A 26522-nucleotide genomic window follows, 5' to 3' on the forward strand; every position below is an offset into this window, starting at 1 on the left:
GGCCATGATCTCCCGACTGCTGGTGGCCAACCGGGGCGAGATCGCCCGCCGGGTCTTCCGGTCCTGCCGACTGGCCGGCATCTCGCCGGTCGCCGTGTTCTCCGACCCGGACGCCGACGCCCCGTTCGTCGCCGAGGCCGACCACGCCGTGCGGTTGCCCGGCGCCGCGCCGTCCGAGACGTACCTGCGCGTCGACGCCCTGATCGCCGCGGCCAAGGCCGCCGGGGCCGACGCCGTGCACCCCGGTTACGGCTTCCTGTCGGAGAACGCCGGCTTCGCGCGGGCGGTGCTGGACGCGGGGCTGACCTGGGTCGGCCCGTCGCCGGAGTCCATCGAGGCCATGGGCTCCAAGGTGGCGGCGAAGAAGCGTGTCGCCGCCGACGGCGTGCCCGTGCTGGCCGAGCTCGACCCGGAGACGGTGACCGAGGACGACCTGCCGGTGCTGATCAAGGCGTCGGCCGGCGGCGGCGGTCGCGGCATGCGGATCGTGCGCGAATTGTCCACGCTGCGTGAGGAAGTCGCCGCAGCGCGTCGCGAGGCCGAGTCCGCGTTCGGCGACGGCACGGTGTTCTGCGAGCCGCTGCTGGAGGGCGCGCGGCACGTCGAGGTCCAGATCCTCGCCGACTCGCACGGCACGGTGTGGGCGTTGGGGGAGCGGGAATGCTCCATTCAGCGGCGGCACCAGAAGATCGTCGAGGAGACGCCTTCACCGGCGGTGACGCAGGACATCCGGACGAAGCTGTTCGACGCCGCGGTCGCCGCCGCCCGTTCGATCAGCTACGTCGGGGCCGGCACCGTGGAGTTCCTGCTGTCCGCCAAGGGGAGCATCCACTTCCTTGAGGTCAACACCCGGCTCCAGGTGGAGCACCCGGTGACCGAGTGCGTGTACGGTATCGACCTGGTTCGCTGGCAACTGGCCATCGCTGAGGGTGCCCAGTTGCCGGCGGACCGCCCAGAGCCCCGCGGCCACGCCATCGAGGTCCGGCTGTACGCCGAGGACCCCTCCCTCGACTGGCGGCCGCAGAGCGGTGTGCTGCACCGGTTCGCGCTGTCCGATGTGGACGCGGAGTTCGCCGTGCCTCGGGAGTTCGGTCTCCGGCTGGACAGCGGCGTCGAGGACGGGTCGGTCGTCGGCGTGCACTACGACCCGATGCTGGCCAAGGTCATCGCCTGGGGCCCGGACCGGGCCGCCGCCGCCCGTCGGCTGTCGGCCGCGCTGGCGTCGGCGAAGATCCATGGCGTGCTGACCAACCGTGACCTGCTGGTGAACGTGTTGCGCAGCAAGGAATTCCTGGCCGGCGACACCGACACCGGTTTCCTGGACCGGGTCGGCCTCGACGCGCTGGCCAAGCCGCTGGTGTCCGATGTGGACCGCAGTGCCCTGGTTGCGGCCATCGCCCTGGCCCATGAGCGCAAGACTCGCTTCCCCCTGGGGTGGCGGAACATCCCGTCCCAGCCGCAGCGGACGGCGTTCGAGCAGGCCGAGGTGACGTATCGGTTCGACCGTAACGGAAAGCTCGCCGAACCGGCCGGAATCGAGCTGGTCAGGGCCTCGGCCGACGAGGTCGTCCTCGATGCCGACGGTGTGCGGCAGCGCTACGAGGTCGCCCGCCACGGCGACACCGTGTACGTCGGTCCGGTGGCGTTGACGCTGGTCCCGCGCTTCCCGGACCCGACCGACAAGGTCGCCGAGGGCGCCACCGTGGCCCCGATGCCCGGCACTGTGGTCCGGGTGTCGGTCGAGCCCGGCGCCGTGGTCGAGGCCGGCGCGGAGCTGCTGGTTCTGGAGGCGATGAAGATGGAGCACCGGGTCGTGGCCGCCGCCGGCGGCACCGTGGCCGAGGTGCTTGTGCAGGCAGGTCAGCAGGTCGAGGCGGGCGCCGTGCTCGCTGTGGTGGAGGGTGAGCAGGCATGAGCTTTGTCGAGAGCGAGGAGCGGCGGGCGCTGCGCAAGGCCGTCTTCGAGTTCGGGTCCAAATACGGCTCCGAGTACTTCACGGCCAAGGCGCGGGCCGGCGAGAAGACCACCGAGCTGTGGTCCGAGGCCGGCAAGCTCGGTTATCTCGGCGTCGCCGTGCCCGAGGAGTTCGGCGGCGGTGGCGGCGGCATCGGCGATCTCGCCGCCGTGTGCGAGGAACTGGCCGCCGCCGGCAGCCCGCTGCTGATGATGGTCGTTTCGCCGGCCATCTGCGCCACCATCATCGCCCGCTTCGGCACCGCCGAGCAGAAGCAGCGGTGGCTGCCCGGCTTCGCCGAGGGCACCACCAAGATGGCCTTCGCGATCACCGAGCCCGACGCCGGCTCCAACTCGCACAAGCTGTCCACCGCCATCCGCCGCGAGGGCGACGAGTGGGTACTCAACGGCCGCAAGACCTACATCTCCGGCGTCGACGAGGCCGACGCCGTGCTCGTCGTCGCCCGGCACGTGGACTCCAAGGGCCAGCGCCTGCTGCCGTCCCTCATGATCGTGCCGACCGACGCCCCCGGCTTCGAGTGGCAGCCCATCGAGATGGACATCGTCTCGCCGGAGAAGCAGTTCACCCTGTTCTTCGACGAGGTCCGCCTGCCCGCCGACGCCCTGGTCGGCGCGCCCGACGCCGGCATCGGGCAGCTGTTCGCCGGCCTCAACCCGGAGCGCATCATGGCCGCCTCGTTCTCCACCGGCCTGGCCCGCAACGCCCTGGGCCGCGCCACCGAGTACGTCAAGACGCGCAAGGTGTGGGACGTGCCCATCGGCGCCCACCAGGGCCTTGCCCACCCGCTGGCCCAGTGCGCCATCCAGGTCGAGCTCGCCCGGCTCATGACCCAGAAGGCCGCCGCGCTCTACGACGCCGGCGACGACAAGGGCGCCGGCGAGGCCGCGAACATGGCCAAGTACTCCGCCGCCGAGGCCGCCACCGCCACCGTCGACCAGGCCATCCAGTCCCACGGCGGCAACGGCCTGGCCACCGAGTACGGCCTCGGCGCCCTGCTCGGGGCTTCCCGGCTGGGCCGCATCGCCCCGGTCAGCCGGGAGATGATCCTCAACTACGTCTCCCAGCACACCCTCGGCCTCCCCAAGTCCTACTAGCTAGTAACGTTCGGAAGGGACCATTCCTCCACTCCGAGTGGAGGAATGGTCCCTTCCGAACCTCGGATCTGGCTGGGTGGGGGCCGGTGGGTGCCCGTTTGGTCGGGGTGGGAATGGGAGGCCCGTGTGCGGCCGTTGTGTTCGACAAAGGTCGTACAAAGGGAGGGTGGCCATGGGCACGACAGCGCAGCTGGGCACGGGGTGGCGGCTGGGCGAGCTGGCCGCGCGGCCGGGGACGCCTTCCCGGGAGCGCCTGCCGGCGGGCCGCCACGAGTTCGGGGACGGGCTGCTCCAGGTGCCGGCGGGTCTGGCCGAGGGGCCGGTGCCGCTGGTGGTGCTGCTGCATGGGGCTGGTTCGACCCCTGAGCGGGTGCTGACCGTGATGAAGGACCGGCCGGCGCTGGTGTACGCGCCGAAGTCCGGCGCCAGAACGTGGGACGCGATCCACGGGAACTTCGGGCCGGACGTTGAGGCGCTGGACCGCGGCCTGGTCGAGCTGTTCGAGCACTTCGAGGTGGGCCGGGCGACGATCGCCGGCTTCTCGGACGGGGCCTCGTACGCGCTGTCGTTGGGGCTGGTGAACGGCACCCTGTTCGAGGACGTGGTGGCCTTCTCGCCGGGCTTCGTCGTGCCCGGTGCTCGGGCCGGCAGGCCTGAGGTGTTCGTGTCGCACGGACGTCAGGACGGCGTGCTGCCGATCGAGGGCACCAGCCGTCGTATCGTGCCCGCGCTGCGCATCGTGGGCTACCGCGTCGACTACCGCGAGTTTACGGGTGGGCACGAGGTGCCGCCGAGCGTCGCCGACGCCGCCTTCCGGCGAATCGTCTGAGCCGAAAAACCGTTATCCGCTGGTGAACCGGCCAGTGGAATTGAACACGTGGAGCGCTCCCGGGCGTAGGTGCGAGCATGCGGAGGAATCCGCCTCGCGTCCGGGAGTGATGTTGTGAGCGACGACTGGGACCTGGTCATCGCGGCGCGCAAGGGCCGCGCGGACGCCCTCGACGAGCTGGTGGCGGCCTACCTGCCGCTGGTGTACAACATCGTGGGCCGGGCCATGGCCGGGCATCCGGACATGGACGACGCCGTCCAGGACACCATGCTCGCCGCCCTGGACGGCCTGCCGAGCCTGCCGGACCCGGCGGACTTCCGCTCCTGGCTGGTGGTCATCGCCGTGCGCGAGGTCCGCAAGCGCCGCCGCGCCGGCGAGGGTTTCCCGCCCGTGCCGCCCGATGACGTGGCCGATCCGGGCGCGGATTTCGTCGACCTGACCATCGATCGCCTGCACTTGGCCGACCAGCGCAAGGATCTGGTCGAGGCGACGCGGTGGTTGGAGGACGACGAGCGCGAGCTGCTGTCGCTGTGGTGGCTGGAGGCCGCCGGCCGGTTGACTCGGGCGGAGGTGGCGGCGGGCTTGGGTCTGACGCCGCAGCACACGGCCGTGCGGGTGCAGCGGATGCGGGCGAAGCTGGACGCCGCCCGGCTGGTGGTTCGGGCTTTGCGGCAGCGGTGCCCGGACCTGTCGTACCTCACCGCCGAGTGGGACGGCCGCCCCAGCCCTTTGTGGCGCAAGCGAATCGCCCGTCACGTTCGTGATTGCGTCCGGTGCCGTCGTGACGACCTGATGCCCGCCGAGCGGCTCTTGTTGGGCATCCCTCTGGTGCCGATCCCGGCCGACTTCGGTGCCGTCCCCACCTCGGCGCCGTCTGTGCCGCCGAAGCGCTGGTGGCAGCACTCCGCCACGAAGCCCTTGGTCGCCGCAGCCGCCGCCATCGCCGTCGTCGCTGCCGTCCTGGTCCCGAAGTATGCGACGCCCCAGCCGATCGCCGTCGCCGCCCCGATCACCACCACGGCTGTCGCGACCACGACGGCCCCGACCACGACCAGCGCATCGCCGCCGCCGACCTCGACCACCACGTCGACCAAGCCGGCGTTGAGCAGCCGCGCGGTGCCGCAGCAGCAGTCCCCGGCGCAGAAGTCGGCCCGCAAGGGCGTCAGCACTTGGGCGTTCGGCGCTGCCACGGCGTCGCTCAAGGATGTCGGCGCGAGTTGGTTCTACGACTGGGATTCCAACCACAATGCCATCGCCGCCCCCGCCGGCGTCGAGTTCGTGCCGATGATCTGGGGCGCCAAGTCGGTCACCGCCGACACCTTGGCGCAGGTCAAGAAGCAGGGTTCCCAGCTGCTCGGCTTCAACGAGCCCGATATGGCCCAGCAGTCCAACATGGCCCCCGCCCAGGCCCTGGACCTTTGGCCTCAGCTTCAGGCCACCGGCTTGCGCTTGGGCAGTCCCGCCGTCGCTTTCGGCGGTGATCGGGCCGGCGGTTGGCTTGACCAGTTCATGTCCGGCGCCGCTTCTCGTGGCTACCGTGTCGATTTCATTCCTTTGCACTGGTACTGCTCCGATTTCAGCGTCGCCGCCGTCAGCCAGCTCCGGGGCTATCTCCAGGCCGTGTACGCCCGCTACCACAAGCCCATCTGGCTCACCGAGTTCGCTTTGATCAACTTCTCCGGTTCGCCGAAGTTCCCCACCCAGGCCCAGCAGTCGGCTTTTGTCACCAACGCCGCCGCGATGCTGGATTCGTTGCCTTTCTTGGAGCGCTATTCGTGGTTCGCCCTGCCGTCCGAGGGCGAGGACACCGGCCTGTACCGGTCGTCCGGGCAGCCCACCGACGTCGGTCTCGCCTACCGGGCCGCCTCTTAGCCGATCGCGTCCGCGATGAGCCTGTCGAACTCCGCGTACCGCTCTCGGGCCAGGGCAGTCACTTCGGCCGCCGTCTTCCGTGCCTCCGCCGCCCACCGCTCCGCGATCGCCGTCAGCTCCGCGTTGGGCTTCGACGCCCGTTCCGGCTCTTCCACCGCTTCGTACGGCCCCGATCCGTCGGCCAGCAGCCAGAGGAAGTCGCCCAGGTCGCTGGCGATCACCCCGTGCTCGCCTTCGGATCCCATGAACACCACCGGCTGTTCGCTCACCGCCGCGCCCTCCTTGGCCCGCCAGATGATCGCGTAGCCCCCGCTGCCGTCTTGCCCGATCACCAGGAAGTCTTTGGAGTCCAGTCGATCCGTGCCTGTCCAGAGCGGCAGCCAGTAGGCCGTGTCTTCGTTCGGCCGGAACTCCCCGTACGGCTCGAAGTCGACGTCTTCGTCGCTGTTGTAGGGAAAGTCCACCCGTGCGACCTCCGCCAGCGCCGCCGGGAACGCTTCGTTGCTCACCGCCGCATCCTACCGTCGTGCAACGTCCGATCCATCGGAGAACACCGGCCGCCGATCCGCCATCGTCACCGTCCTCCCCGTCTTTGTGATCAGTTTCCGGTACACGCCAACGTATACACGATCGTGGCGGCCTTCGACCCCTTCGCCTGGAATGCGTTTTCCGGCACCCCCTCCATCCCGGCGCCGCATGCCGAAGAGAGCCTGATTGCGTTTCCCGGAGGCCGTCTGCCCCAAAGTGCAGCCCCTCACCCCGAACGACCCGAAAAGGCGCTTCGCCGGCCGACGTTTCCGCCTAGGCTGGCCCGCATACTGGGGCGCGAAGGGGGTTTGGCGTGCGACACGTCGTGATCGTGGGGGCTGGGCAGGCGGGTTCGCTGTTGGCGCTGGGGCTGTTGGCCGAGGGTTACCGGGTGACCATGGTGTCGGAGCGGACGGCGGAGGAGATCAAGGCCGGCCGGATCTTATCGAACCAGTGTGTTTTCGAGCCGGCGTTGAGGCACGAGCGCGCCCTGGGCCTCAACAACTGGGACGACGTAGTGCCACCCGTGGTAGGCATCGCCTTTGACGCGGGCATGCCCGGCGCGCAGGATCCGTTCATCTCGTGGGCGTCGCCGCTGGACGTGCCGGCGCAGTCGGTGGATCAGCGGTTGAAGATGTCGTTCTGGCTGACCGAGTTCGTGGCTCGCGGCGGCGAACTCCACACGCATAAGGCGACACCGGAGGATCTCGCCGGCTACACCCGAGAAGCGGACCTGGTGCTCGTGGCCGCCGGGAGAGGCCCCCAGTTCGACGGGGTCTTCCCCCGTGATGACAACCGTTCCCCGTACACCGAGCCCCAGCGCGGGATCAGCCTGCACCTGGTGAAGCACAAGACCGACTTCTACCAAGGAGTGACGTTCGGGCTGGTGCCCGGCGTGGGCGAGTTCTTCGTGCTGCCGGTGCTCACGGCCGACGGTCCGAGGATGGGCCTGTACTTCTCGGCGATCCCGGGCGGCCCGATGGACGTCTTCACGGGCGTGACCGACCACAACCAGCACCTCGAACTGTGCCAGGAGCAGCTGCGACGGTTCTTCCCCTGGTCGACCGCCGCGGCCGAAGGGGCGGAGTCCGGTGGCCCGCTGGAGTTCCTGACCGGCCGGATCGCGCCGGTGGTGCGGCACGGCGTCGGCACGCTGCCGACCGGTGAGCACGTGCTGGCCATGGGCGACACGGCGATCACCAACGACCCGATCGCCGGCCAGGGCGCCAACAACGCGGTGCACTGCGCCCGCATCTACCAGCAGCTGATCCTCGCGCATGGGGATCGCCCCTTCGATGCCGACTTCATGCAGACCTGCTTCGACCGGTACTGGGACTACGCCCAGCACTCCACGCGGTTCAACAACGACCTGCTCGCGCCGCCGCCCGTGCACATCCTGGAGACCCTCCAGGCCGCGCAGGAGCATCCGGAGGTGGCGCACCGCTTCGCGCACCTGTTCAACGACCCCACGGACTACGTGCCCTGGCTGGCCGACGAGGAGACGGCCCGGACCTACCTCCGCGAGGTCGCGGCGCGGGTCGCCTAGCGCCGCGAGCACAACAGAAGCCGACGGCGATGCGCACCGACGTGACAACTCCTCGAAACCACGGATGAACTGACTCACACGGCGCAACCGGCCGGGCCGAAGGCTGGCTACGGTCCAGGCAATTCCGTTGTGAGAGAGGAATTCCCATGGGTCGTCACAGTGTGGTCCGGTGGTCGGCGCTCAGCGTCGCCGTCGGCGGCGGAGTGGTCGCGGCGATGATGATGCTGCCGCTGGCCGGTTCCGCCGGCGCGAGCACGGTGAACAACGAGCCGACCGACTTCACCGACGCCGGCATCACCGCCGGCGAGCAGTTCGGGTCGGGCCTCGGCGGCTTCGCCGGCGGCACGGTCGGCGCGGTGGCCGACGGCATTTTCGGCGTGAAGGACGGTTCCGGGCAGAAGGCCGGCGAACAGTTCGGCCAGCAGACCGGCTCGGTGCTGGGATCCACCGCCGGCGGCGGCCTGGGTGGCGCGGTGGACGGCGGTATCGGCGGCGTGACCGGCACGGCGACGGGAACGGCCAAGCCGGGCAGCGACATCGGCAAGGCGGTGGGCGGTGCCGTCGGTGGCGCGGCGGGAGGGGCGATCGGTGGTGCCATCGGCGGCGCGATCGCCCCGCCGGCGGCCCCGATCGGCACGGCCATCGGCACCGCGGTCGGCACGGCCGGCGGTCAGCTGGCCGGCGCGGCGGCCGGTGGCGCGGCGGGCGGCGCTTTCGACGGCGCCGTCAAGGGATACGAGGACGCGACGGGCCAGAAGCCGCCGTTCCTGCCGGGCCAGTTGGTGCCGCTCAGCTGACCCGGGCTGTGCCTGACCGGATCCCGGTCGCCGCTTCGTCGTCCCGGCGGATCTCCTCGCGCAGGTAGCCGGAGAACCGGCCCGCGCCCTGCGACGAGAAGGACGTGCTGCTGAGCAGGCCCGCCGGGGCGACGTAGTCGGCGAGATAGTCGTGATCGGAGACCAACGGCACCCGGGTGTCCAGCGACAGCACGGTTGTCGTGGCGTCCAACAGCTCGAAATAGGACACTCGACGCAATCCGCCGCGCACGCGGAAGCGGCCGTTGTCCGAAGCCAGCGCGCGGCTCGGCACGTTCAGCAGCGCCGCCGCGTCCCGGTGCAGACCCCAGTACGCCGATGCCGCCGCCTTGCGCAGCGCGATCCCGCACGGCAGGCCCGCGTTGTGCAGGGCCTGGCCGGAGCTGAAGCGGACGGTCGCCTCGTCGAGGTGCAGCTCCTCGGCGATCATCCGGCTGGCCGCGGCCTGCGCCACCGCGTCGAAGGCGATGTCCCTGCTGTACAACAGGATTTCGCCCGGCCGCAGGATCAGCCACGCGTCCGGCGCCGGCTGCGGCACGGCGTCGCGCTGGAAGGTGAACCCGACGGCCAACGCGCCCGCGGTGCGAGCCCGGCCGAGGCGCGGCCGGCGGCCGCTCGGGGCCAGGGCGGTACGGCAGGCATTGGTGCTGGATTGCATGATGGCCTCGTTAGAACTGTGCACGCGGTCACACGTATTGGTCGTGTCGACAGTGAACCTACGCGTCCGGAAGCTGGCGGTCAGCCAATCCTGGCTTGTCGGTCGTCGATTCCTGCCCCATCGGCGAATTGTGTATCCGGCGGGAATTTTCCCGCACCTGTAGAGGTTGCACGCTGGACGCGCCGTCGGGGGCCGACCCGTCCTGTTCTACGCTGGCCGGGTGGTGAACCTGCGTCTGCTCGTCCTGCCCGCCGCCGCATTGCTCCTGGTCACCGCCGGGTGCAGTCGGGAGGCCGGCCCCACCGGGCCGCCGGTGGCCAAGTACGGGCCGTCGGTGCAGGACCTTTCGGTGAAGGTCGACGCCCTGGAGGCCGACCAGTGCCAGAGCGTGGACGCGGCCCGGGTCTATCCGGAATGCGAGCGCTACGCGACGCAGGTCGTCAACTTCGGCAACAGCGTGGTCTCGGAGACGGCCGGAAGCAAGCAGGCCGACGCCATCAAGGCCGCCGTGGACAAGGTGCAGGCCGCCGTCGCCGACTACGAGAAGCGCACCTGCGGGGTCGGCACGCAGAATCCGGGCGTCAACAACGCCGATCCGAGCACCGCCGGCCCCAACGCCGCGCCCTGTGCCGCCGCCCTGACAACTGTCAGGGAACAGGTGGAGACGATCGCCAAGCTGCTCAAGCAGATCGGCTAAAACAAGAATATCTTTCACGGAATTACCCGGCCGTGTCCGTTGGGGCAACGGTGACGGGACTATATGCTCTGTATGGTCGGCCCCGCGATCACCTGGTGCGATTGTGGACGGGTAGCGGGGTTTTCGCAGGCCGGAGGGGGTCCTGCCGGTGATGTCGACCGGGTCGGTGACAGCAGGTGCGGTGCATCCTGAGGGTGCGCCGGGTGATCGCCTGCTCGATGACGGCATTCTTCAGCTGCTCGACGGGCTCAATCTCCGCAAGCACAGCGCCTCGGTGCTGGGCGCGCTGGTGGCGGCGATGCCGCGCAACGAGCGGCTGCCGGCGGTGGTGCGCACGGCGGCCAAGTACACGGCCAAGCGCTGCGAGCGGGAGTCGATGGTCCTGCCGGGTCTGCACTTCGGCCAGTCGGGGGCGGTGTGGGCGCTGCTGGACGCGGCGCGGGCGCTGGCCGATCCGAAGCTGATGGCGCGGGCGGTCAAGCTGGCCACGGAGATCCCGATCGTGAGCACGAATCCGGACGTCTGCGACGGTTCGGCCGGCGCGGGCCTCACGGTGCTGCACGCGTGGCGGGTGACCGGGGATCCCCAGTTCCTCGACCGGGCCGCGGAATGCGCCCGGCACCAGGACACCGATCAGGGCAAGTACGGCTTCGGCCACGGCATCGCCGGCATCGCGGCGTTCCTGCTGGACTACGCGCTGGTCACCGACGACAAGCTCTGCCGCATCAAGGCGATCCGCCTGGCCGACGCCCTGTGTGACGGCGCGATGTGGGACCGGATGGCGGCGCGCTGGCCGTCGGGGCCGGGGGATGCCATCCCGCTCGGCGGCTGGTGCGGCGATGCGGCCGGGGTCGGCAGCTTCCTGGTCCGAGCCTGGCTCGCCACCGGCGACGAGCGCTACCGCAAGGTCGCCGACGCCGCGGCGGCGGCGGTGCGGGCCGATCAGTGGACGATGGCCACGGCCTCCTGCCACGGCGTCGTCGAGAACGTGGAGTTTCTTCTCGACATGGCCGAAGCGACCGGGGACGGCCGGCACCGCGACTGGGCGCTCAAGACCATCGGCACCCTCGCCTGGCCGGACGACGCCGGCCTGCCGGTGCTGGTGGCCGCGCTGGTGCGCATGGTCGTGCCGGGCGCGCAACGGCTGTGGATGCCGCCGCTGCGCCCGTCCTGAACGCAAAGAAAAGCCGGGCAACAGCCCGGCTTTTCTTGTCACTGCTTAGACAAAAGCGCTCAACCCGGTGATCGCCCGGCCGGTGACCAGGGAATTGATCTCCCGCGTGCCCTCGTAGGAGTACACCGCCTCGGCGTCGGCCACGAAGCGGCCGACGTTGTAGTCGAGCACGATTCCGTTGCCGCCCAGGATCTCCCGGGCCCAGCCGACGGCCTCCCGCATCCGCGAGGTGCAGAACGCCTTGGCCAGCGAGGAGTGCTCGTCCCGGTACACGCCCTCGTCCTGCAACTGGGCCAGCCGCACGACCATGCCCAGCGACGCGGTCACGTTGCCCAGCATCTTCACCAGCAGGTCCTGCACGAGCTGGAAGCCGGCGATGGGCTTGCCGAACTGCTTGCGCTCCTTGGCATAGGCCAGCGCGAGGTCGTAGGCGCCCATCATCACGCCGACGGACTGCCAGGCCACGCCGCCGCGGGTCTGCCGCAGAATATCGGCGGTGTCGCGGAATCCGTGCGCGTTCTGGAGGCGGTTGGCCTCGGGGACGCGGCAGTCGACCAGGGTGATGTCGGCGTTCTGCACGGTGCGCAGGGCCATCTTGTGCTCGATCTTGGTGGCGGTGAAGCCGGGCGTGCCCTTCTCCACCACGAAGCCCTTGACCTTGTTGTCGGCCTCGTCCCGCGCCCACACCACGACCAGGTCGGCGAACGTGGCGTTGCCGATCCAGCGCTTGGCGCCGTTGAGGATCCAGTCGTCGCCGTCACGGCGGGCGGTGGTCTGCAGGCCGCCGGCCACGTCCGAGCCGCCGTTGGGCTCGGTCAGGGCGAAGGCGCCGATCTTCTCCATCCGCGCCATCGCCGGCAGCCAGCGCTGTTTCTGCTCGTCGGAGCCGCAGCGGTTGATGCTGCCCATGGCCAGTCCACTGTGGACGCCGAAGAAGGTCGCGATGGACGGGTCGACGCGGTTCATCTCCAGGGCCAGCCAGCCGGTGAGCAGGCTGCGCCCGCCGCGGTAGGCCAGGCCGGCGATGTCCAGCTCGGCGAAACCCTTCACGATCTGGTGCGGGAACTCGGCGTTCGCCCACGACTCGTTGGCGATCGGCGCGACCTCGCTGCGCAGGAACTCCCGCGTCTTCGCGACGATCGCCTTCTCGTCCTCGGTCAGCAAACCCTCGAAGTCGTAGAAGTCACCGGACATCGTCGTCACGCTCCTTCAAGCTGATGATTCCAAGCTGTTCGCGGTCGCGCTCGGCGGCTCGCCTTTCGTTGTCGGCCAACGGGTACACGGCTTCGGCCTGGTCGGCCAGCCGGGCCTGCACGTCGGCCGGGATGTACGGCATGAGGTGGGCCATCATGTGCCGCAGCCCGCCCGGGCCGCCACCGAGGTGGAAGGCCAGGAACGGCCCCACGGTCGCCCAGCGCACGCCCACCGAGTTGGTGACGATGTCGTCCAGCTCGGTCATGGACACCACGCCCTGCTCGACGAGGTTCACGCACTCCTCGAACAGCACGCGCTGCAGGCGATTCGCGACGTGGCCGCGGACCTCCTGGTGCACCACCACCGGAACCTTGCCCAGCGACAGGTAGAACTCCTTGGCGCGGGCCACTTCCGCCTCGTCGGCGCCGACCAGCTCGACCAGCGGCAGAAGGTGCGGCGGGTTGAACGGGTGCCCCACGACGAGCCGTCCCGGCGACGCCATCTTCGACGACATCGACGACGGCGTCAGGCCCGAGGTGGACGACAGGATCAATGCGTCGGCGGGAACCGCCTTCTCGATGGCGGCAAAGAGATCCTGCTTGAACTCCAGGCGCTCCGGCCCGTTCTCCTGCACCGCCTGGACACCGTCGACGGCGTCTTCCACGGAGCCGACGATCTCCAGACGGGACAGCAGTTCCTCGGCGTCACCGGTGAAACCCGGCACGGTCGGGGCGAACTCGCGGACGGCGTCCCGAACCGCGGACTCCAGGTCCGGTCGGGGATCCGTGACGCGCACGGTGTGTCCCTTGGCCAGCATCAGGGTCGTCCACGACAGGCCGATGGTGCCGGCGCCGACAACTGCGACAGTCATGGTCAGCGCTCCTTGAGGTAGTCGAACACCGGCTGGACACCGGACAGCGTCAGGTCGGTGATGATGTGGTTGGCCGACACGACCTCCAGCACGGGCAGGTCGGCCAGCGGGGCCAGGACGTGCTGGAACAGCTGCAACCGGGCCGGGCCGGTCCAGGCGGCCTTCACCGTGATGTCGGTGATCTGGGTGCGGACCAGTTCGGCCACCCGTGGCTCGCGCTCGTAGCCGGGCACGATCTTGACCATGTACGTGGGCAGCGTCAGCTCGGTGCGGGCCTCGTCCAGGTCCATCTCGTAGTGCTTGTACCCCATGGTTCCCGTGGCCACCCGTTGCGTGCCGACGTCCAAGGTGCCCACGAGCGCGCCGGCCTCGGCGAACAGCCGGGGCGAGCCGGCGGTCTTCGGATACGCGCTGATCTCCCGGCCGGCCACGGTCGCGGCCACGTTGTCCAGGTACATCGCGTGCAGGTACTCGCCGCGCTCCTCGCCGAACCGGACCGGGATCACCTGGCCGGATTCGGTGTAGGGGCCGTAGCTGGTGCTGTCGCCCATCTTCATGACCTCGAACCGGACCAGCGGCTCGTCGATCTCCAGGGGTTCCGGCACAGCGGCCCGCAGCGCCTCGGGATCGGTGCGGTAGACGATGTTCAGGTACTCCCGGTCGGTGAACCGGGCCCGGACCGGGGCCCACGCGGGCGCGGTCAGCGGGGTCGCCAGCCGGCGGGCCACTTCCGATGCCTTCACCACTACCTCCTCACCGTGACGCCGGCCTCGGCCAGCTCACGCAGTTCGTCCTCGGAGTACCCGAGTTCGCCCAGCACCTCGTCGTTGTCCTGCCCCAGCCGCGGCGCGTGCCTCCGCACACTCGCAGGCGTGGCCGAGAACTGCACGGGGGAACCGATCACCCGATAGGTGCCTTCGGTGGGGTGCTCGGCGCACTCCAGCAGGCCCACCTCGGTGATGTACGGGTCCTCGGTGACGTCGTCCAGGTCGAGCACCGGGGCGAAGGGGATGCTCAGCCGGGCGCAGGTCGCTTCCCATTCGGCCGTGGTGCGCTCCGCCGCGAACTTCTCGATCAGGTCGTAGAAGGCGTCGAAGTTGGCCGCCAGGCTGGCCGAGTCGGCGAAACGGGGGTCGTCCAGCAACTCGGCGTGGCCGACCTCGGCGAAGAAGTCGTCGATGTTGCGCCGGCTGTAGGGCAGGATGCAGGCCCAGCCGTCCTTCGTCTTCACGGCGCGGTGACCGGGGGACAGCGAGCGGGAGAAGCCCATCAGGCCGGCGGCCGGCTCGAACGTGCGGCCGGCGAGGTGCTCGACCAGGTTGAAGGCCAGCATGGTGTCGGTCATCGGCACCTCGACGCGCTGGCCCTCGCCGGTGCGCTGCTTGTGCAGCAGGGCGGCCAGCACGGCGTAGACGATGGTCAGGCCGCTGACCTTGTCGCCGAGAATGGTCGGCATGTACGTCGGCGTGCCGGTGGCGCGGCGCATCAGGTCGGCGGTGCCGGACGCGGCCTGCACGATCTCGTCGTACGCGGCGCGGTCGGCCAGCGATGAGTCGCTGCGGAACCCCTGCGCGTTGCAGTAGACCAGGCCGGGGTTGACCTCGGCCAGCTGCTCGTAGTCCAGGCCCAGTCGGCGCAGCGCGCCTGGGCGCATGTTGGTCACCAGCACGTCGGCCGTCTTGACCAGGTCCAGGAAGACCTGCTTGCCGCGCTGGTTCTTCAGGTCGATGGCGACCGCTCGCTTGTTGCGGTTGACGTTGAGGGCCAGCGAGCCCATGCCCTCGTTGCGGTACGGCGCGGCCAGCCGGCTCGAATCGCCGGTCGGCGGCTCCACCTTGATCACGTCGGCGCCCAGGTCGCCGAGGATCTGCGTGGCGTACGGCCCCATGACCACGGTCGCGAGGTCGATCACCCTGATGCCGTCCAGAGCCCCCATGCTCTCCGCCTCCTCAGTTGTTTGCCTTACATGAACTACCTTGCTCCGTTCGTTGGCTTTACGCAATGTGATACGCTTCTACCTATATAGGTAAGGAGTGGATCATGTCCGAGCTGCGGCCGCACCACCGGGCGGTGGACCGGATCGCGGAGATCCTGGAGGCGGTGGTCACCGAGCGGTCGGGGCTGACGCTCACCCAGCTGGCGCTTCGCCTGCACGCCCCGGTGTCGTCGGTGCAGAAGCTGGTCAACGGCCTGGTCGCCGTCGGTTACCTGGAAGAGGACGACAAGCGCTTCCGTCTCGGCGCCGCGCCCTACCTGCTGGCCATGCGCTCCGGGCAGCGGCTCGTGTCCACCGTGGGGCATGCCGACCTGGTGGACCTGCACAACCGCACCGGCCTCAGCGCCGTGCTGGCCGTGCGCACCGGCGACACCTCCGTGTACGCCGACTGGGCCGGCACCGACGACCCCTTCAACTACCTGACCGTGCAGCAACTCCGCACTCCGTTGCCGGAGACGGCAGTAGGTCGCGTCCTGCTTGCGTTCATGCCCGATCGCGAACGCCACGAGCTGGTGGCCGCGGCCTTCCCCGACGACCGCCCCGGCGCGCTGGCGTTGCTCACCGAGCTGAGCAGCGTCCGGGAGGCCGGCTACACCATGGGGGACAGCGGCCCCATGCTGCGGGGCATCGCCTCGGTGGCCGCGCCGGTGTGGGAACAGGGCCTGGTCGTCGGGGCCGTCGCCCTGGCCGGGCCGCACGACCAGGCCGTCGGGCGGCTGCCGGAGTTTGTCGAGCTATTGCTGGACGCCCTGCGCAAGTTCAGCCGCCGACGGGTGAACTGACCCAGGCGGCGATGTCCTCGATCACCTGCTCGTCCACGTGCGATCCGTTGTCGGGGAAGAACATGTGATCCAGCTCCGGGAGGATCCTGGTCTCCGCTCGCGGCACCCGGCGCCACGCCGGCAGGTCGTCCTCGACCGTCACCTGGTAGTCCCGGCCGCCTTGCAGCACCAGCATCGGGCGGTCGGCCTCGATGGCCACCGCGACCTGGTCGTACGCCTTGAGCTCCAGCCAGTACGTCGCCGGAAAGCCGAACAGCAGCTCGCCGTCCGGGGTGTCGGCGGTGACGGCGGCGGTCCGGGCCGCCACCTCGGTGAGGTCCTGCCCGAGGCGTCGGCCCACGCGTACGGCGGTGTCGGTCATCGGTTGGGTGTCGGCGGCCATCAAGACCAGACCTGACACCGCTGGCGCCGCCAGGGCGACCTTGGGTGCGACCTTGCCGCCGGCGCTGTGGCCGACGACGAACACCCGATCCACGTGCTCGCGGAGTAGTTCCACGCCGGCGACCGCGTGCGGCACGTACTCCTCGGTCAAGGTCGGCGCGTTCACCGGCTTGTCGAACCGCACCGACGCGACGCCCCGGGCGGCAAGCCCCCAGGCGAGGTCCTTCAACGGCTTCATCGCCCCGGCGGTGCCGTCCCGGTCGAATGGCCCGCCGCCGCTGAGCAGCACCACCCCGACGCCGTTTCCCTTGCGCGGCAAAGCCAATGTGCCGGGTCGCTGACCGACGAGCACCTCGGTTTCCGTGAAGAGACGGGGCCTGGCGTAGGGCGGCGGCGTCCATTGCGCGGCGGCGGCCAGCCGCAGCCCGCTCACTTGGCCCTGCTCGTCGAACGAGGCGAACAAGTCGACGTTTCCGTTGAGTCGCACGCTGAACGTCCCGGAGCCGAGGCCCACCGGCTCGCCGACCGACCTCAGTTCGCCGACCTCCTTGGCCCAGGCCAGCCGAACCAGGTCGGCCGACGCCGCGGCCCGCAGCTCCGGCGTGAAGCGGTCGGCCAGCTCCTCGAAGCGATCGGCGGCGGCCAGGTCAACAACCGTTCTCAACATATGCGAACGGTAGCACGATGTGAGAACATCGGACCCGTGATGGAACTGCTGGCCCACCCCGTCCGGATGCGGATCGTGCATGCCCTGCGGGGCCGCGAGCTGACCACCGGCCGGCTGGCCGAGCTGCTGCCGGACGTCTCCAAGGCGATGGTCTACCGGCACGTCGAGGCGCTGGCCGCAGGTGGCGTCATCGAGGTCGCGGAGGAACGCCGGGTCCGTGGCGCGGTGGAGCGGACCTACCGCTTGCGCGACGCGACCATCGACACCGAGGACCTGACCGTCGACGACTACCGCCGCGGCTTCGACCTCGCGCTGGCCACGCTGCTGGCGGAGTTCACCGCCTACCTCGACCGAGACGACGCCGACCCGGCGGCCGACCTGGTCGGTTTCCGTCAACACGCGATCTGGCTCAGCCGTGACGAGCTGGAGGCGCTGATTTCCGAGCTGCGCAAGGTGATCGTGCCCCGCCTGGCCCAGGAGCCGACGGCGGACCGGCGCCGCTACCTGCTGAGCCCCATCTTGTTCCCCGCCGAGGACGCCGCCGCCATCACCTGAAAAACCGCGAGTCCCGCGCTCAGGCAACTGAATGTCGAGTTACGGAACTCGACACATGGTTGCCCGAGAGCGGGACTCGCGGTGGGAGAAGGGTTAGCCGAGGCCGGACTTCATGGCGGCGGCCAGCTCGCCGTTGCTGGTGTCGCCGTCGGCGGACCAGAAGAAGGCGCCGCCGAGGCCCTGGGTCTTGGCGTAGCTCATCTTCGACTTCACGGTGGCGACCGTGTCATAGCTCCACCACTGGCTGCCGCACTTGGCGTACGCGGTGCCGGCGATGGTGCCGGTGGACGGGCAGGACGTCTTGAGCAGCTTGTAGTCCTGGATGCCGGCCTCGTACTTGCCGGGGGCCGCGCCGGTGGCCTTGCCGCCGGGGGTGGCCTGCGTGACGCCGGTCCAGCCGCGGCCGTAGAAGCCGATGCCCAGCAACAGCTTGGACGACGCGATGCCCTTGCCCTTGAGCTTCTGGATCGCCGCGTCGGCGTAGAAGTTGGCCGTCGGGATGCCGCTGTAGTTGGTCAGCGGCGCGTGCGGCGCGGTCGGACCGGTCGGATTGAAGGCCCCGAAGTAGTCGTAGGTCATCACGTTGTACCAGTTCACCGAGGCAGCCGCGCCGGCGTAGTCGGCGGCGTCGATCTTGCCGCCGCTGGTGCCGTCGGCGGTGATCGCCGCGGTGACCAGCGCGCCGGAGCCGAACTTCTTCCGCACGGCCGACAGCACGTTCTTGAACGCCGCCGCGCCGCTGGCGTCGCAGCTCAGGCCGCAGGCGTTCGGGTACTCCCAGTCGATGTCGATGCCGTCGAACACGTCCGCCCAGCGCGGGTCCTTGACCATGCTGTAGCAGGAGTTGGCGAAGGCGGTCGGGTTCTGCGCGGCCTGGGTGAAGCCGGACGACAGGGTCCAGCCGCCGACCGAGAACACCACCTTGAGGCCGGGGTGCTTGGCCTTCAGCTTGCGCAGCTGGCCGAAGTTGCCATAGAGCGGGCCGGTGTCGGCTTTGCCGTCCACGCTGCTGCCGGCGTCGAACACCTTCTGGTAGTCGGCGTAGGCGTCGGTCAGCGAGCACTGGCCGTTGGCCGTGCTGCCGAACGCGTAGTTGATGACGTTGAGCTTGCCCGCGGTCGCGCTGGTCTCCAGGTTCTTGACCTGGTAGCCGCGGTCGTAGATGCCCCAGTTGGTGAAGTAGCCGACCATGGTGTTGCCGGCCGCCGCCAGGCTTGAGGGTGAAGACTGTGCCGCGGTGGATGCGGGGGCCGCGCCCACGAGGCTGGCGGCCACCAGGCCGACCAGTGCGGCGGCGCCCGCCATGAGCCGCCGCTTTCCGAACGTAGCCATGCGTTTCTCCCTGAATCCGCAGGAGGGGTCGGCGCGCGGGGCGGCGGCGGAGGGCCCGTGCGTGACCCGTGAAAAAGGGACAAAGCGTGTGTCGTCCATCACCGTAGGTGGTCTGGACCACTTCGTCAACGGCACCGCGGCGAATGGCGTCGCGCGAGGTTGGCTAACCTGTCCGTTGACTCACAAGACCACGTCACCGAGGAGTGCTGTACCCGTGATGCGCACGCACGAGGCCGGGACGCTCCGGGCCGAGCAGGCCGGGCAGTCCGTCACCCTGACCGGGTGGGTGGCACGCCGGCGCGATCACGGTGGCGTCATCTTCATCGACCTGCGGGACGCCTCCGGCGTGGCCCAGGTCGTGTTCCGCGAGGGCGAGATGGCCGAGCGCGCGCACCGCCTGCGCGCCGAGTACTGCCTCAAGGTCACCGGTGAGGTCGTGCGCCGCCCCGAGGGCAACGACAACCCGGACATCGCGACCGGCCAGATCGAGGTCACGGTCACGGCGTTCGAGGTGCTGTCCGAGGCCGCGCCGCTGCCCTTCCAACTCGACGACAACCTCGAGGTCGGCGAGGAGGCGCGCCTGCGCCACCGCTACCTCGACCTGCGCCGCACCGGCCCGGCCAAGGCCATCCGGATGCGCAGCGCCGCCAGCCGCATCGCCCGCCACGTGCTGGAGGAGCGGGACTTCGTCGAGATCGAGACGCCCACGCTGACCCGCTCCACCCCCGAGGGCGCGCGCGACTTCCTGGTGCCGGCCCGCCTCGCGCCCGGCTCCTGGTACGCCCTGCCGCAGTCGCCCCAGCTGTTCAAGCAGCTGCTGATGGTCGCCGGCATGGAGCGCTACTACCAGATCGCCCGCTGCTACCGGGACGAGGACTTCCGGGCCGACCGCCAGCCCGAGTTCACCCAGCTCGACATCGAGATGAGCTTCGTCGAGCAGGACGACGTCATCGAGCTCGGTGAGGCCGTGGTCAAGGCGCTGTGGAGCGAGCTGGCCGGCCACACCATCGAGGGCCCGATCGCCCGCATCACCTACGCCGACGCGATGGCCCGCTACGGCACCGACAAGCCGGACCTGCGCTTCGACCTGGAGCTGACCGAGCTCACCGAGTACTTCTCCGACACCCCGTTCCGGGTGTTCAAGGCCCCGTACGTGGGCGCCGTGGTCATGCCCGGCGGCGCCGACCAGCCCCGCCGCACGCTCGACGCCTGGCAGGACTGGGCCAAGCAGCGCGGCGCCCGCGGCCTGGCCTACGTGCTCGTCGCCGAGGACGGCACGCTCGGCGGCCCGGTGGCCAAGAACCTGTCCGACACCGAGCGCGAGGGCCTGGCCAAGGCCGTCGGCGCCAACGCCGGCGACTGCATCTTCTTCGCGGCCGGCGACCCGTCCGACGCCCGCGCCCTGCTGGGCGCGGCCCGGCTGGAGATTGGCCGCCGCGTCGGCCTGATCGACGAGTCGGCCTGGTCGTTCGTCTGGGTCGTCGACGCCCCGCTGTTCGAGTCGGTCGACAAGATCGGCGACGACGTCGCGGTCGGCAGCGGCAACTGGACCGCGGTCCACCACGCCTTCACCTCGCCCACCCCGGAGTGGATCGACCGCTTCGAGGAGGACCCGGGCAAGGCCCTGGCCTACGCCTACGACATCGTCTGCAACGGCAACGAGATCGGCGGCGGGTCCATCCGTATCCACCGCCCCGACGTGCAGAAGCGGGTCTTCGCGATCATGGGCCTCGGCGAGGCCGAGGCCGAGGAGAAGTTCGGCTTCCTGCTGGAGGCGTTCAAGTTCGGCGCCCCGCCGCACGGCGGCATCGCCTTCGGCTGGGACCGCATCGTCATGCTGCTGGCCGGCGTCGACTCGATCCGCGAGGTCATCGCCTTCCCGAAGTCCGGCGGCGGCTACGACCCGCTGACCGCCGCCCCCGCGCCGATCACCGCGCAGCAGCGCAAGGAGGCCGGCGTGGACGCCAAGCCGGTCGTGAAGGGCGCCGAGGCCTCGAAGGGCGAGGCCGCGAAGGCCTGATCGACGGTGAGTCCGCCGGGGGTACCCGATCAGGTGTCCCCCGGCCGCACCAACCCGTTACCAAGCCGTATTCCAGCGCGGTGATGCTCGAACATGACGGGTGCGTCGGCTGCTCCGGGTAGCCGATTGCACCGATCGTGTGGACGTGCTGTGCACTCGAAGGAGTAGGGTCGGAAGGGATGAGCGTGGAGACCACCGCCGGCCCCGCCAACGCCGCCGGGGCAGCGGACAACGAGGTCCTGGCGACCGTCGCGGCCGCCGAATCAGTGCTCACGAGGCGGTTCGGGGCGTCGATCAGACTGGCGGACCCGGAGGACCTACGCGGCAGCGGCAAGGCGACCGTGCTGCGGGTCCGTGTTGCGTCGACGCCGTTCTCGCTGCCACGAACGCTGGTGGTGAAGAGCTACGAGACGCCCCCGGCCGGGGAACTGGTCGACCCGTTCCCGCACGAGGCCGTGAGCTATCAGCTGTTCACGGCGTTGGGCCAGGAAGACCGCATCTGCCCCGAGCTGATCGCCCACGACGGCGCCAAGCGCGTCATCGTGCTGGAGGATCTCGGGCGGGCGCCGACGCTGGCCGACAAGCTGCTGGAACACGACGCGCGCGGCGCCGAGCGGGCGCTGCTGGCCTGGGCCCGTGCCCTGGGCCGGCTGCATGCCACCACTGCGGGCCGCGAGGCCGATTTCGACGCGCTGACCCGGCGTCTGGGCGGCCGCCCGGGCCAGGATCCGCTGGCCCGCCGGGCCAAGGTGGCGCTGGCCGAGCTGCCCGAGCTGCTGGAGTCGGTGCTGGGCGTGACCGTCGGCGCCGAGGCGCTGGTCCACGCCCGCGAGGGCGGCCGGCTGCTCACCAGCGGCCAGCACCGGGCCTTCAGCCCGTCGGACGCGTGCGCGGACAACAACCTGATCACCGGCAAGGGCCTGCGCGTGCTGGACTTCGAGGGCGGCTGCGTGCGCGACGTCGCACTGGACGCCGCGGCGCTGCGCATCCCGTTCCCGCTTTGCGGCTGCTCGTTCCGGCTGCCCAACGGCATGACCGAGGCGATGGTAGCGGCGTGGCGGGCCGAGGTCAGCCCCGTCTTCGCCGACCTGGACGACGACGAAGTGCTGATGCCCAAGCTGCTGCACGGCCAGCTGCTGTGGGTGTGGCTGTCGACCTGGATGTACCTGCCGCGGCCCGGCGTGCCCGACGGTCCCATCACCAACCGCCTCGCCTCGCCCCGCCGCAGCAGCGCCCTGCACGCCCGCTGGCTGCGTCTGCGTGACGACGCCGCCCGGATGAAGGTCCCGGCCGTCGCCGAGCACGCCGACCAGGTGGCGATCGCGATCGCCGAACAGCACGGTGCCGAAGCCGTGCACCTCCCCCTGTTCCCCGCCTTCAGCTGACCACCCCGCCGACACCGGAGACCGCTCGGCCCCCGGCCCGCACATAACGCTCTGCCCCTCCAACCCCACAGAGCGCTCGGCCCCGCCCCTGCTTCGCCCGGTTGCTGGATTTTCCGAGGTCCGCCACCCAACTCGCCCCACCACCCGAGCCGACGCGGGCCTCGAAAAATCCAGCAAGGGCGAGGCAGGGGCTTAAGGGGGGCCGAGCACGCGACGCCGAAGGCGGCGCCAACAAGCACTGTTTTCCGAGCTGTCCCCGTCACGCCATCCGGCCATCACCGGGAGTGATTGTCCGCGGGTGATCGTGGACGGGTGACGGTTCAGGCGATGTCGGAGGGCGTGCCCGCCCGGCGTGCGGTCGGACGGCTCGTGGTGCTGGGGGACTCGACCAGCGTCGGTCTCGGTGATCCGCTGCCCGGGGGCGGCTGGCGGGGCTTCGGCCCGCTGCTGGCCGACGCGCTCGGCGGCTGCGACCTGACCAATCTGTCCCGCACCGGGGCCCGGATCGGCACCGTGCGGCACGAGCAGCTGCCCATGGCGGCGGCGCTGCGTCCCGATGCGGTGGTGGTCGTGGCCGGCATGAACGACACCATGCGCTCGGACTTCGATCCCACCCAGCTGCGCGCCGATCTCGACCACGTGGTCGGCAAGCTGCTCGATGTGGGCGCCGTGGTGGTGCTGGCCAGCTACCACGACCACGCCAAGGTGTTCCGGCTGCCGGCCCCGCTGCGCCGCGCCCTGCGCCGCCGGGTCGACGAGCTCAACGGCATGATCCGCTCGGTCGTGCTGGCCCGCGGCATCGGCTGCATCGACCTCGACGCGCTGCCCGGGGCCTACGACCTGGCGGCCTGGAGCGTGGACCGGCTGCACCCGTCCGAGCTGGGGCACCGCATGCTGGCCACTGCCTTCGCCGGGGAGCTGGAGCTGGCCGGCTGTGCCATCGAGACGCCGGTCAGCCTGGAGTGCGCCGGCGGGGCCGCGATCGCCGCGTGGCAGCATGTGGCCTGGCTCGTGCTCAAGGGCATTCCGTGGTTGTGGAGACGTGGTTCGGATCTGGTTCCTTATGCCTTCACGGTCTTGTACGCCGACCGCTATCGGCGATTCACGACATTCGTCGTGGGCCACCTGGACGAATTATTCACAAGAGAACTCCGTGAATAGTTGACGTGGGCCGGGTTTGCAATTGCGTGGGTACGCTCCCGATGTTGGACGTGTTCTTCCATTTCAGGAGGACAAGTGTCGGGAACGTTCGTCAGATCAACCCTGCTCGCCGTGGGCGCGACCGCCGTCGCCGCGCTCACCGCATTTGCCCCGGTCGCCCAGGCGGCCGGTGATCCGCACGCCGTCACGCCGCAGGTCCAGTCCCTGCGGCCCAGGTCCACAATGGAACGTTGCTGAAGACGCACGGCACCCTGGCGCCCTGCGCGTTCTGCCAGTCGAAGCTCATCACCGCCGCACCCGGGTCGAAAACACCCCTGTCGACCACGGTTCCGATCGGTTACGGCGCTTCCGACCTGGCCGCCGCCTACCACCTGCCGGACGCCGCGACCGGCGCCAAGGGCACCATCGCCATCATCGACGCCGGCGCCTACCCGACGCTCGAATCCGACGTGAACGCCTACCGCGCGCAGTACGGGCTGCCGGCCTGCACCGCGGCCGACGGCTGCTTCAAGCAGGCCGACCTGAACGGCGGCCCCACGCTGCCGCCGTCGACCGACTTCCCGAACTCGTACTACGAGGAGCAGGTCGGCGTCGAGACGGCGCTGGACATGGACATGGCCTCGGCGGCGTGCCCCTCGTGCAACCTGGTCGAGCTCCAGCTGCCGATCGGCGACGCGCTCAACGGCGACCAGGCCCACCTGGACGCCGCCATGGCCGACTTCGGCACCGCGGTCAACACCGCCGCCAAGCTCGGCGCGACCGCAGTGAGCATGAGCTACCAGTACCCCAGCGACACCACCGTCGAGTTCGGCCAGGCCGGGCGCGACCTGTTCCACCCCGGTGTCGCGGTGCTGGCGTCCTCCGGCGACTCCGGCTACGAGGGCAACGTGCACACCGGCTGGCCGCAGAACCTGCCGTGGGTCGTCTCGGTCGGCGGCACCTCGCTGCTGCAGAGCGGCGACAGCTACACCGACATCGCCTGGAGCGGGGCCGGCAGCGGCTGCGAGACCGACCTGCCCGCCGCCTTCGGCGCCCCGACCTCGGTCAGCGCCAACTGCGGCGGCCACCGCGCCGCCTCCGACGTGTCCGCGGTGGCCGATCCGAACACCGGCGTGTCCGTCTTCGACACGTACTCGCCGTTCTTCGGCGAGCCGCTGAACTGGATCCTCGTCGGCGGCACCAGCGCCTCGTCGCCGTTCGTCGCCGGCCTGTACGCCCGCGGCGGCCACACCTCCCAGGTGATCGGCCCGAACACGCTGTACACCGCGCCCCAGGGCGCCTTCACCGACGTGACGCTGGGCCAGAACGCCCCGCCGCACGCCTGCCCGACCGCCACGCCGGCGCTGTGTGTGTCCGGAAAGGGCTGGGACGCGCCGACCGGCATCGGCGTGCCGAACGGCCTGGCCGGGTTCTGATTCACCAGTGAATTGTGGCGGGCGGTTTCGGTCGCCGCCCGCCACGACTCCTGTCTGTGCTGAATTAATGCCTCCTTTCGTTGTGGTGCGGTCGGGGCAACCTATTCACAGTGATGTCGTCGTGAAGGGATTCCCGCATTGTCTCGGTAGGCTCGCGGTGTCGGTTCCGGTAATTCCTTTCCTGGAGGACCCGTGTTCGCGAGAAATTCCCTGTTCATCGCAGGCGCGGCCGTTGTCGCCGCACTGACCGCACTGGCCCCGGTCGCCTCCGCGGCCGGTGATCCGCACGCCGTGACCCCGCAGGTCCAATCGCTGCGCGCCCAGGTGCACAGCGGCACCTTGTTGAAGTCGCACGGACTGATGAAAGCCTGCGACGCCTGTCAGGCGCAGATCGTCACCACCGGATCCGGGTCGAAAACACCCCTGTCGACCCCGGCCCCCGCCGGTTACGGCGCCGACGAGCTGGCCGCCGCCTACCACCTGCCCGCGGCCGCCACCGGCGCCAAGGGCACCATCGCCATCATCGACGCCGGCGCCTACCCGACCCTGGAATCCGACGTCAACGCCTACCGCGCCCAGTACGGGCTGCCGGCCTGCACCTCGGCCAGCGGCTGCTTCAAGGTCGCCGGCTTCGACGGCGGCGCGCCGCAGACCCCGTCCACCGACCCCGACCTCCAGATCGGCGAGGAACAGGTCGGCGTGGAGACCGCACTGGACATGGACATGGCCTCGGCGGCCTGCCCCTCGTGCAACCTGGTCGAGCTCCAACTGCCCATTCTCGACGCCTACTACGGCGACCAGGCCCACCTGGACGCCGCCATGGCCGATTTCGGCACCGCGGTCAACACCGCCGCCAAGTTCGGGGCCTCCTCGGTCAGCATGAGCTACCAGTACCCGAGCGACTCCGTCGTCGAGTTCGGGCAGGCCGGCCGCGACCTGTTCCACCCGGGCGTGGCCGTGCTGGCCTCGTCCGGCGACGGCGGCTACGAGGGTGACCAGCACGGCGGCTGGCCGTCCAACCTGCCGTGGGTCGTGTCGGTCGGCGGCACCTCGCTGTTCCAGACCGCCGACGGCTACGTCGACAACGTGTGGTCCGGGGCCGGCAGCGGCTGCGAGACCGACCTGCCCGGCGCCATCGGCGCTCCCGCCTCGGTCAACGCCGTCTGCGGCGGCCACCGGGCGTCGTCCGACGTGTCCGCCGTGGCCGACCCGGCCACCGGTGTCGCCGTGTACGACACGTACGCGCCGTTCTCCGGGCAGCCGCTGAACTGGATCACCGTCGGCGGCACCAGCGCCTCGTCGCCGTTCGTCGCCGGCCTGTACGCGCGGGGCGGCCACCTCTCGCAGGTCATCGGCCCGAACACCATGTACAACGCCCCGGCCGGCGCGTTCACCGACGTGACCTTCGGCCAGAACGCCCCGGTGCGCTCCTGCAAGCCGGCCGAGATCGCGCTGTGCAACGCCGGCAAGGGCTGGGACGGCCCGACCGGCGTCGGCGTGCCCAACGGCCTCGCCGGTTTCTGAGCCGCCTTTCGGGTTGACCGCGGCGGGCGGCCTTTCGTGGCCGCCCGCCGC

Annotated in this window: 24 protein-coding genes; 16 read left to right on the forward strand and 8 right to left on the reverse strand. The window is 70.3% G+C overall.

What is annotated here, in order from left to right; genetic code table 11:
- The first annotated feature begins 4 nt into the window (after nucleotides 1-4).
- From AB0M73_RS40690 to AB0M73_RS40705, 4 genes are all read left to right on the forward strand, one after another.
- Complete coding sequence (locus AB0M73_RS40690; RefSeq protein WP_363903227.1) at nucleotides 5-1915, forward strand: biotin carboxylase N-terminal domain-containing protein; 1911 nt, start codon at nucleotides 5-7, stop codon at nucleotides 1913-1915.
- Nucleotides 1912-3069 (forward strand): acyl-CoA dehydrogenase, encoded by a 1158-nt coding sequence (locus AB0M73_RS40695; RefSeq protein WP_363903230.1) that lies wholly within the window; start codon nucleotides 1912-1914, stop codon nucleotides 3067-3069. Before AB0M73_RS40690 ends, AB0M73_RS40695 begins: the two co-directional genes overlap by 4 nt.
- Before the next feature lie 172 nt (nucleotides 3070-3241).
- Nucleotides 3242-3898, forward strand: a complete 657-nt coding sequence (locus tag AB0M73_RS40700) for a hypothetical protein (RefSeq protein ID WP_363903233.1) — start codon at nucleotides 3242-3244, stop codon at nucleotides 3896-3898.
- A 114-nt stretch (nucleotides 3899-4012) separates the two neighbouring features.
- Nucleotides 4013-5770 (forward strand): sigma-70 family RNA polymerase sigma factor, encoded by a 1758-nt coding sequence (locus AB0M73_RS40705; protein WP_363903236.1) that lies wholly within the window; start codon nucleotides 4013-4015, stop codon nucleotides 5768-5770.
- On the opposite strand, the gene AB0M73_RS40710 is transcribed toward AB0M73_RS40705, so the two are convergent.
- Nucleotides 5767-6279: an SMI1/KNR4 family protein gene (locus AB0M73_RS40710; RefSeq protein ID WP_363903240.1), complete on the reverse strand. Its 513-nt coding sequence runs from the start codon at nucleotides 6277-6279 to the stop codon at nucleotides 5767-5769. The genes AB0M73_RS40705 and AB0M73_RS40710 overlap by 4 nt on opposite strands.
- 332 nt (nucleotides 6280-6611) lie before the next feature.
- Between AB0M73_RS40710 and AB0M73_RS40715 the strand changes: the two genes are divergently transcribed.
- A complete protein-coding gene (locus AB0M73_RS40715) occupies nucleotides 6612-7844 on the forward strand; it encodes a styrene monooxygenase/indole monooxygenase family protein (protein ID WP_363903243.1) in 1233 nt (410 codons plus the stop codon).
- A 146-nt stretch (nucleotides 7845-7990) separates the two neighbouring features.
- Nucleotides 7991-8641, forward strand: coding sequence for a hypothetical protein (locus AB0M73_RS40720; RefSeq protein ID WP_363903246.1), 651 nt, complete (start codon nucleotides 7991-7993; stop codon nucleotides 8639-8641).
- Here the strand turns inward: AB0M73_RS40720 and AB0M73_RS40725 are convergent.
- Nucleotides 8634-9317, reverse strand: coding sequence for a hypothetical protein (locus AB0M73_RS40725; RefSeq protein WP_363903249.1), 684 nt, complete (start codon nucleotides 9315-9317; stop codon nucleotides 8634-8636). The two genes, AB0M73_RS40720 and AB0M73_RS40725, sit on opposite strands and share 8 nt — an antisense overlap.
- 220 nt (nucleotides 9318-9537) lie before the next feature.
- Here AB0M73_RS40725 and AB0M73_RS40730 point away from each other — a divergent pair, with 220 nt between their 5' ends.
- Both AB0M73_RS40730 and AB0M73_RS40735 read left to right on the forward strand, forming a co-directional pair.
- Nucleotides 9538-10014 (forward strand): hypothetical protein, encoded by a 477-nt coding sequence (locus AB0M73_RS40730; protein WP_052394301.1) that lies wholly within the window; start codon nucleotides 9538-9540, stop codon nucleotides 10012-10014.
- 181 nt (nucleotides 10015-10195) lie between these two features.
- Nucleotides 10196-11188: a lanthionine synthetase LanC family protein gene (locus tag AB0M73_RS40735; RefSeq protein ID WP_363903252.1), complete on the forward strand. Its 993-nt coding sequence runs from the start codon at nucleotides 10196-10198 to the stop codon at nucleotides 11186-11188.
- Nucleotides 11189-11233: 45 nt separating this feature from the next.
- On the opposite strand, the gene AB0M73_RS40740 is transcribed toward AB0M73_RS40735, so the two are convergent.
- From AB0M73_RS40740 to AB0M73_RS40755, 4 genes are read right to left on the reverse strand one after another with little or no spacing between them, the layout of a single operon-like run.
- Nucleotides 11234-12382, reverse strand: a complete 1149-nt coding sequence (locus AB0M73_RS40740; RefSeq protein WP_363903255.1) for an acyl-CoA dehydrogenase family protein — start codon at nucleotides 12380-12382, stop codon at nucleotides 11234-11236.
- Complete coding sequence (locus tag AB0M73_RS40745) at nucleotides 12372-13253, reverse strand: 3-hydroxyacyl-CoA dehydrogenase NAD-binding domain-containing protein (protein ID WP_363903258.1); 882 nt, start codon at nucleotides 13251-13253, stop codon at nucleotides 12372-12374. The genes AB0M73_RS40740 and AB0M73_RS40745 overlap by 11 nt, the downstream gene beginning before the upstream one ends.
- A 2-nt stretch (nucleotides 13254-13255) precedes the next feature.
- Entirely contained in the window at nucleotides 13256-13996 is a 741-nt protein-coding gene (locus tag AB0M73_RS40750) for an acetoacetate decarboxylase (RefSeq protein WP_363903261.1), read from the reverse strand.
- A 2-nt stretch (nucleotides 13997-13998) separates the two neighbouring features.
- Entirely contained in the window at nucleotides 13999-15189 is a 1191-nt protein-coding gene (locus AB0M73_RS40755) for a CoA transferase (RefSeq protein WP_363903264.1), read from the reverse strand.
- 104 nt (nucleotides 15190-15293) lie between these two features.
- Here AB0M73_RS40755 and AB0M73_RS40760 point away from each other — a divergent pair, with 104 nt between their 5' ends.
- Entirely contained in the window at nucleotides 15294-16031 is a 738-nt protein-coding gene (locus AB0M73_RS40760) for an IclR family transcriptional regulator C-terminal domain-containing protein (protein WP_363903267.1), read from the forward strand.
- On the opposite strand, the gene AB0M73_RS40765 is transcribed toward AB0M73_RS40760, so the two are convergent.
- The gene (locus AB0M73_RS40765; RefSeq protein ID WP_363903270.1) at nucleotides 16009-17079 is read right to left on the reverse strand and encodes an alpha/beta fold hydrolase; all 1071 of its coding nucleotides are present in this window, start codon (nucleotides 17077-17079) and stop codon (nucleotides 16009-16011) included. The two genes, AB0M73_RS40760 and AB0M73_RS40765, sit on opposite strands and share 23 nt — an antisense overlap.
- Nucleotides 17080-17118: 39 nt before the next feature.
- On the opposite strand from AB0M73_RS40765, the gene AB0M73_RS40770 reads away from it, so the two are divergent.
- Nucleotides 17119-17634, forward strand: coding sequence for a helix-turn-helix domain-containing protein (locus AB0M73_RS40770; protein ID WP_363903298.1), 516 nt, complete (start codon nucleotides 17119-17121; stop codon nucleotides 17632-17634).
- A 93-nt stretch (nucleotides 17635-17727) separates the two neighbouring features.
- Here the strand turns inward: AB0M73_RS40770 and AB0M73_RS40775 are convergent, their stop codons facing one another.
- Entirely contained in the window at nucleotides 17728-18966 is a 1239-nt protein-coding gene (locus tag AB0M73_RS40775; protein ID WP_363903273.1) for a glycosyl hydrolase family 18 protein, read from the reverse strand.
- A 214-nt stretch (nucleotides 18967-19180) separates the two neighbouring features.
- On the opposite strand from AB0M73_RS40775, the gene aspS reads away from it, so the two are divergent.
- From aspS to AB0M73_RS40805, 6 genes are all read left to right on the forward strand, one after another.
- Nucleotides 19181-20986, forward strand: a complete 1806-nt coding sequence (gene aspS / locus AB0M73_RS40780) for an aspartate--tRNA ligase (protein WP_363903276.1) — start codon at nucleotides 19181-19183, stop codon at nucleotides 20984-20986.
- A 179-nt stretch (nucleotides 20987-21165) separates the two neighbouring features.
- Complete coding sequence (locus AB0M73_RS40785) at nucleotides 21166-22371, forward strand: hypothetical protein (protein ID WP_363903279.1); 1206 nt, start codon at nucleotides 21166-21168, stop codon at nucleotides 22369-22371.
- 312 nt (nucleotides 22372-22683) lie between these two features.
- Nucleotides 22684-23532, forward strand: coding sequence for an SGNH/GDSL hydrolase family protein (locus AB0M73_RS40790; RefSeq protein WP_363903282.1), 849 nt, complete (start codon nucleotides 22684-22686; stop codon nucleotides 23530-23532).
- Nucleotides 23533-23607: 75 nt separating this feature from the next.
- Entirely contained in the window at nucleotides 23608-23769 is a 162-nt protein-coding gene (locus tag AB0M73_RS40795; RefSeq protein ID WP_363903285.1) for a hypothetical protein, read from the forward strand.
- Nucleotides 23763-24947: a peptidase S8 gene (locus tag AB0M73_RS40800; RefSeq protein ID WP_363903288.1), complete on the forward strand. Its 1185-nt coding sequence runs from the start codon at nucleotides 23763-23765 to the stop codon at nucleotides 24945-24947. Before AB0M73_RS40795 ends, AB0M73_RS40800 begins: the two co-directional genes overlap by 7 nt.
- A gap of 192 nt (nucleotides 24948-25139) precedes the next feature.
- Complete coding sequence (locus AB0M73_RS40805) at nucleotides 25140-26471, forward strand: hypothetical protein (RefSeq protein WP_363903291.1); 1332 nt, start codon at nucleotides 25140-25142, stop codon at nucleotides 26469-26471.
- The last annotated feature ends 51 nt before the right edge of the window (nucleotides 26472-26522 follow it).

It is taken from the genome of Kutzneria sp. NPDC051319 (assembly GCF_040682195.1).
Lineage (GTDB): Bacteria > Actinomycetota > Actinomycetes > Mycobacteriales > Pseudonocardiaceae > Kutzneria.

What these genes read in the sequence shown, in the direction of transcription:
- AB0M73_RS40785 (WP_363903279.1), top strand. Translation starts at nt 21,166, where the DNA reads ATGAGCGTGGAGACCACCGCCGGCCCCGCCAACGCCGCCGGGGCAGCG.
- AB0M73_RS40740 (WP_363903255.1), bottom strand. Translation starts at nt 12,382, where the DNA reads ATGTCCGGTGACTTCTACGACTTCGAGGGTTTGCTGACCGAGGACGAG.
- AB0M73_RS40745 (WP_363903258.1), bottom strand. Translation starts at nt 13,253, where the DNA reads ATGACTGTCGCAGTTGTCGGCGCCGGCACCATCGGCCTGTCGTGGACG.
- AB0M73_RS40700 (WP_363903233.1), top strand. Translation starts at nt 3,242, where the DNA reads ATGGGCACGACAGCGCAGCTGGGCACGGGGTGGCGGCTGGGCGAGCTG.
- AB0M73_RS40760 (WP_363903267.1), top strand. Translation starts at nt 15,294, where the DNA reads ATGTCCGAGCTGCGGCCGCACCACCGGGCGGTGGACCGGATCGCGGAG.
- AB0M73_RS40775 (WP_363903273.1), bottom strand. Translation starts at nt 18,966, where the DNA reads ATGGCTACGTTCGGAAAGCGGCGGCTCATGGCGGGCGCCGCCGCACTG.
- AB0M73_RS40755 (WP_363903264.1), bottom strand. Translation starts at nt 15,189, where the DNA reads ATGGGGGCTCTGGACGGCATCAGGGTGATCGACCTCGCGACCGTGGTC.
- AB0M73_RS40695 (WP_363903230.1), top strand. Translation starts at nt 1,912, where the DNA reads ATGAGCTTTGTCGAGAGCGAGGAGCGGCGGGCGCTGCGCAAGGCCGTC.
- AB0M73_RS40725 (WP_363903249.1), bottom strand. Translation starts at nt 9,317, where the DNA reads ATGCAATCCAGCACCAATGCCTGCCGTACCGCCCTGGCCCCGAGCGGC.
- AB0M73_RS40770 (WP_363903298.1), top strand. Translation starts at nt 17,119, where the DNA reads ATGGAACTGCTGGCCCACCCCGTCCGGATGCGGATCGTGCATGCCCTG.
- AB0M73_RS40765 (WP_363903270.1), bottom strand. Translation starts at nt 17,079, where the DNA reads ATGTTGAGAACGGTTGTTGACCTGGCCGCCGCCGATCGCTTCGAGGAG.
- AB0M73_RS40690 (WP_363903227.1), top strand. Translation starts at nt 5, where the DNA reads ATGATCTCCCGACTGCTGGTGGCCAACCGGGGCGAGATCGCCCGCCGG.
- AB0M73_RS40720 (WP_363903246.1), top strand. Translation starts at nt 7,991, where the DNA reads ATGGGTCGTCACAGTGTGGTCCGGTGGTCGGCGCTCAGCGTCGCCGTC.